Below are 3,903 nucleotides of genomic sequence, written 5' to 3'. Positions count from 1 at the left end.
GCGCCTGGCCCGCCACGGCTACGTCGCCCGCCCGACGGCGCCGCTGGCCGAGCGCCTGGTGCCGCCGATGCCGGACGGCCCGCGGGTGACCGCGCGCGACGTGCCGCAGTCCCCGCTGCTGGTGCGCCTGGGCGTCTCGCTGCCGCAGGGCCTCTGGTACTTCCTGTGCCGCTGGTCCGGCTGGCTGGGCCCGGTCGCGGTGGCGCTGTTCGCCGGGGCGCTGCGGTTCACCAACCTCGGCCAGCCGCACGCGATCATCTTCGACGAGACGTACTACGCCAAGGACGCCTACGCGCTCTGGCACGGCGGCTACGAGATCAGCTGGCCGGAGGACGCCAACAACCAGATCATGACGCCCGGCGCGGCCGTCCCGTACCGGGCGACGCCCTCGTACGTGGTCCACCCGCCGGTCGGCAAGTGGATCATCGGCGTGGGCGAGCAGCTGTTCGGGATGAACCCCTTCGGCTGGCGGTTCGCGGTGGCCCTGCTCGGCACCCTGTCGGTGCTGATGCTGGCCCGGATCGCCCGTCGGATGTTCCGCTCGACCCTGCTGGGCTGCGTGGCCGGCCTGCTGCTCTCGGTGGACGGCCTGCACCTGGTGCTGAGCCGAGCCGCCCTGCTGGACCTGGTGGTGATGTTCTGGATCGTCGCCGCCTTCGGCTTCCTGCTGCTGGACCGCGACCGCACCCGGGCCCTGCTGGCTTCGAGGCTCGGCGGGGTGGAGAACGCGGAGCTCGCCCAGCGGCTGAACCTGGGCTGGCGCCCGTACCGGATCGCGGCGGGCGTCTGCATCGGGCTGACCTGCGCCACCAAGTGGAGCGGCCTGTACGTGGCGGCCGCCTTCGGCGTGCTGACCGTCCTCTGGGACGTCGGCGCCCGCCGACTGGCCGGGGCCCCGCGGCCGTACCTGGCGGTGCTCGCCCGGGACGTCGTGCCGGCCTTCGTCTCGGTCGTCGTGGTCTCGGTGGTCGTCTACGTCGCGTCCTGGTGGGGCTGGTTCGCCAGCAGCAACGCCCCCGGGAAGGGCGGCTGGGGCCGCGACTGGGCGGTCGGCCGCTCCACCGACTACCCGTGGATACCCGAGGGCCTGCGCGCCCTGTGGCACTACCACTCGACGGTCTACGAGTTCCACACCCACCTGAGCGACCCGCACACCTACCAGTCCAACCCGTGGTCCTGGCTGGTGCTGGGCCGGCCGGTCTCCTTCTACTACGAGTCCCCCAAGCTGGGCCAGGCCGGCTGCACCGCCGCCGACTGCGCCCGCGAGGTGCTGGGCATCGGCACCCCGCTGCTGTGGTGGACGGCCGTGGTGGCCCTGGCCTACTGCCTGTGGCGCTGGGCGGCCCGGCGGGACTGGCGGGCCGGCGCGCTGCTGTGCGGCCTGGCCGCCGGCTACCTGCCCTGGTTCGCCTACCAGCAGCGGACGATCTTCCTCTTCTACGCGGTGGTCTTCGTCCCGTTCCTGGTCCTCGCGGTGACGATGCTGGTCGGCGCCCTGATCGGCCCGCCCGGCGCCTCCCGGGACCGCCGGATCATCGGCGCCACGGCGGCCGGCCTGCTGGTGCTGCTGATCGTCTGGAACTTCCTGTTCTTCTTCCCGCTCTTCACGGGCCAGACCATCCCGCTGGAGGACTGGCGCCGCCGGATGTGGTTCAACAGCTGGATCTGATCCCGCCCCGCGGTCCGGCCCACACCGCGTCCCCGCGAATCATCCGTATGCGGTGCACGACACGTACCAGATCCGTCACAAGTGACGGGCGATTCGTCAGCGCACCGATCCGTCCTGCCTAGGGTGGGGTCGTACCGCGTTTCCGGCCCCGGCCGGTTGCGCCCGGCCGCGAGACCCCTGGGGGACCTGCACCATGCGCAGTGGCGCGAAGATCGGCATCATCACCGGCGTGTCCATCGCCGTCCTCGCGGGCGGCGGCTACGGCGCGTACAGCCTGATGGGCGGCTCGGACGACTCCGGGTCCGGGGGCAAGAAGGCCCGTACGGTGGTCGCCGAGCCGCCCTCCGCCGAGCAGGCGGCGGCCGGCGCGAAGGACTTCCTGGCGGCCTGGGCCTCCGGCGACCTCGCCAAGGCGGCCTCGCTGACCGACGACCCGGCCGCGGCCACCACCGCGCTGACCGCCTTCCGGGACCAGGTGAAGCCGAGCGCCCTGACCCTCACCCCGACCGGTCCGACCACCCAGCAGGTCTTCTCCGCCGCCACCGGCACCCCGAGCCCCGCCAAGCCCGCCCCCGGGGCCTCCGCGACGCCCCCGGCGGCCGGCACCCCGGGCGCCACCGACTCGCCGTCCGCCACCGCCACGCCCGGGCCCACCGGCACGCTGATGAGCTTCAAGGCCCGTGCCGAGTTCGAGGGCACCAGCCGGGCCTGGGACTACCAGGGCTTCCTGGGCGTCGTGAAGATGAGCGACAACACCCCGGCCGTGCACTGGGCGCCGTCGGTGATCCACCCGCACCTGTCCGGCAACGAGACCATCGCCACCCAGCAGGTCTTCGCCCCGCCGTCCACCGTGGTGGACCGCAACGGCAAGGTGCTGCAGGGCGCCTCGCTCACCCCGGCACTGATGAACACCCTGCAGGAGAACGCCCAGAAGCTGCTCCCGCCGGACCCGAACAAGGACCAGGACTCGGGCAAGGCGGTGGTGATCAGCGATCCGGCCGGCAAGGCCGCCTCCGACAAGCTGTTCACCATCGTCGAGCCGAAGCCCGGCAAGCCGTTCAAGGTGACGCTCGACAACACCATCCAGGCCGCCGCCGAGAAGGCGATGACCGACCTGGGCGGCAAGCAGGGCTCGATCGTCGCGATCGAGCCGAGCACCGGCCAGGTGCTGGCCTTCGCCAACGCCCCGGCCGCCGGCCAGAACCGGGCCTTCACCGGCCTGCTCGCCCCCGGTTCGACGATGAAGATCGTCACCTCGACGGCCCTGCTGGAGACCGGGATCAACCCGGACACCGTGGTGGCCTGCCCGGAGAAGAGCAGCAACGCGGTCGCGATCCCGAACGACTTCCCGGGCGCCTTCCCGAACAACACGCTCCAGCAGGACTTCATGGTGTCCTGTAACACGGCCTTCATCAACCAGGGCCTGACCAGCCTCAAGCCCGAGACCCTGTCCGGCACGGCCAAGGACGTGTACGGCATCGGCCTGGAGTGGAAGACCGGCCTGCCGAACGCCGACGGCAAGATCCCGGCGACGCCGGGCAGCAAGGACGAACAGGCCATGAACTACATCGGCCAGGGCAAGGTCCAGATGAACCCGCTGGCCATCGCCTCGATCACGGCGACCGTCCAGAGCGGCGCGTTCAAGCAGCCCATCCTGGTCGCCGGCCTGCCGCAGCAGGCGGCGGCCCGCCAGATCTCGCCGGATGTCGCGGCCAAGCTGCGCGCGATGATGAACGCCACCGCCGTCGGCGGCACGGCCAGCCAGGTGATGGCCGGAATCACCGACAACGCGGGCGCCAAGACCGGATCCGCCGAGGTCCAGGGCGCGTCCACCACCAACAGCTGGTTCACCGCCTTCCGCGGCAACATCGCGGTCGCCGCCGAGGTCCAGGGCGGCGGCCACGGCGTGGACGCGGCCGGCCCCGCGGTCGCCTCCCTGCTGAAGGCGGCCGCGGGCCGCTGACCCGCGCCGCACCGTTCGCCCCGAGCCCGCCCGTCAGCCTCTCGGCAGGGCGGGCCGCCGACCGTCGGCACCGGGTCAGAGCGCCCCGGAGACGAGCGGGCGAGTCCCCGCCCCGAGCCGAAGGGGCGCGCCGGTGCCGAAAGCGAGAAGCGACAAGCGAGGCACGAGCGCCGGAGCGCCGACCGTCGGCACCGGGTCAGAGCGCCCCGGAGACGAGCGGGCGAGTCCCCGCCCCGAGCCGAAGGGGCGCGCCGGTGCCGAAAGCGAGAAG

At 72.7% G+C, this 3,903-nt stretch carries 2 protein-coding genes; both read left to right on the top strand.

Features of this window, described 5'->3' with window-relative positions; all coding sequences use genetic code 11:
- Positions 1 to 1,669 (top strand): dolichyl-phosphate-mannose--protein mannosyltransferase (locus OP86_RS32225; protein ID WP_033334392.1); only part of this gene is annotated, 1,669 nt, incomplete at its 5' end.
- 193 nt (positions 1,670 to 1,862) lie between these two features.
- Positions 1,863 to 3,632 (top strand): penicillin-binding transpeptidase domain-containing protein, encoded by a 1,770-nt coding sequence (locus OP86_RS33155; RefSeq protein WP_037778401.1) that lies wholly within the window; start codon positions 1,863 to 1,865, stop codon positions 3,630 to 3,632.
- Positions 3,633 to 3,903 lie beyond the last annotated feature (271 nt).

The organism is Streptomyces novaecaesareae (assembly GCF_000716875.1).
GTDB lineage: Bacteria > Actinomycetota > Actinomycetes > Streptomycetales > Streptomycetaceae > Kitasatospora > Kitasatospora novaecaesareae.
Note: the sequence above shows the minus strand (reverse complement) of the source record. Positions and strands in the feature narration are given on the sequence as shown.

Coding starts and splice junctions, on each gene's coding strand:
- OP86_RS33155 (WP_037778401.1), top strand. CDS start 1,863: ATGCGCAGTGGCGCGAAGATCGGCATCATCACCGGCGTGTCCATCGCC.